At 56.5% G+C, this 1,424-nt stretch carries 1 protein-coding gene; it reads right to left on the bottom strand.

The genetic code is table 11. The features are described 5' to 3' along the window. Positions 1 to 10: 10 nt before the first annotated feature. Positions 11 to 1,312, bottom strand: coding sequence for an IS4 family transposase (locus tag AC27VU_RS28845; RefSeq protein WP_488725402.1), 1,302 nt, complete (start codon positions 1,310 to 1,312; stop codon positions 11 to 13). Between the last annotated feature and the right edge of the window lie 112 nt (positions 1,313 to 1,424).

The raw sequence follows: 1,424 nt of genomic DNA, 5'->3' as shown, positions 1-1,424 counted from the left end.
GCCATCCCTTTCAAGGTCTTTTCGTTTTGGCGGCCTTGATTACCCTGTCCGTTGAAACATGAGCATGCACCGCTGTGCCTTGGACCCACGTTTTGGGCTTGGGCACCTTGGGGCCTCGGGGGTTTTTCGCAACTTGTTTTGGCTGGATGTTTCTGGCTAGTTCCAACAAGCGCTGAGCCAGTTTTTCCGCAGGGATAACGGGAAGGTACTCCGAGGGCAGCGCAATCTGCATTCCCTCATAACCACTCCTGACCTGGACCGCCAAGTGGTAGGTCGAGGCTTCCCAGCCTTCAGGCTGGGTGTCCCGATGGACTTGTTCGACACTTCGTTTGAGTACGGCCAGGACGTTGTATGCCAATACCGCAGTAGCGAACCCGAGCAAGGCAGCCTTTGGGCTGCCAAGGGTTTCGATTTCACTTTCCAGGATCGCTTCCAGTCGCTGGAACATGCCCTCAATACTCCAGCGGCGGCGATAGAGTTCTGCGATCTGCTGTGCACTGATGCTCTCAGGTAGATTGCTCCAGAACATCAAGCTGCTGTCACCCGAGTCTGTTGGCGAATGAAGCGTCAGTTCCACGCGCCGCCATTGGTAACCGCCTCTGACGTGGATGATCTGCTCGCGCACAGTGCCTGTTTCCACAGCTACGGGCTCTTGCCACTCACCCTCTTGAATCAGGCGTGGGTGCTTGGCTTGCTGACGAATGACAAAGGATGTCTGGACCTGCTCACAAGCTTCCATAACCGGGAGCGTGCAGTAGAGTCGATCAGCCAGCCACACCTGGCCCGGCTCTGCATCAGCCAATAGAGGCAGCACACAAATACGCTCGCTTGCGTAGGCATCCTCACATGCCTGAAGGTCGATGACCTGATCGAGATCGGGGTCGTAGACAACCACCGAAAAGCCAGGACGAGCGGCACCCCGCTCGTGGCGTAGAGCGCCCAGACGTTTCTCAGTGGATGCCAAGTGGTTGCCGTCCACCACCCGAACCTGCCAGCCCGGCAGCATCGTGGTGCAACCCAGCTCTTTGATGGTTGGGGTCAGGCGTTGTGCACAGCCTGTGACCAGCGCGCGCAACAGAGCAGGTTCGGTACGACTGATCTTGTCGTAGAGGGCTGCCAAGCTGACAGGAAGATCTTCCAGTTGCCGAGCGGCGGCGTGCAGGGATGGCTTCAAACCCAATGAAACAAGGGACATCAGCTTGATGATGGTCGAGAACAGTAGTTCACGAGAATACTGCCGTTGCCGATGTTCTTCGAAGACCTGATCGACCCACTCAGGAGCAATAGCCTGCTCCAGCGCCAACTTGGCCATGACGCTGGCAGGTGCTTTTTTTTCGAATCGAGCTAGAACATCGGTCCACATCTTCGGGGGATCCCTGACTGAGATTTCAGGGGATTTTACCTAAGACCTTGAAAGGGATGGC

Source organism: Pseudomonas sp. 14P5.3.2, from assembly GCF_057799175.1.
The sequence above is the reverse complement of the archived record's forward strand: the minus strand, read 5'-3'. Positions and strand labels throughout refer to the sequence as shown.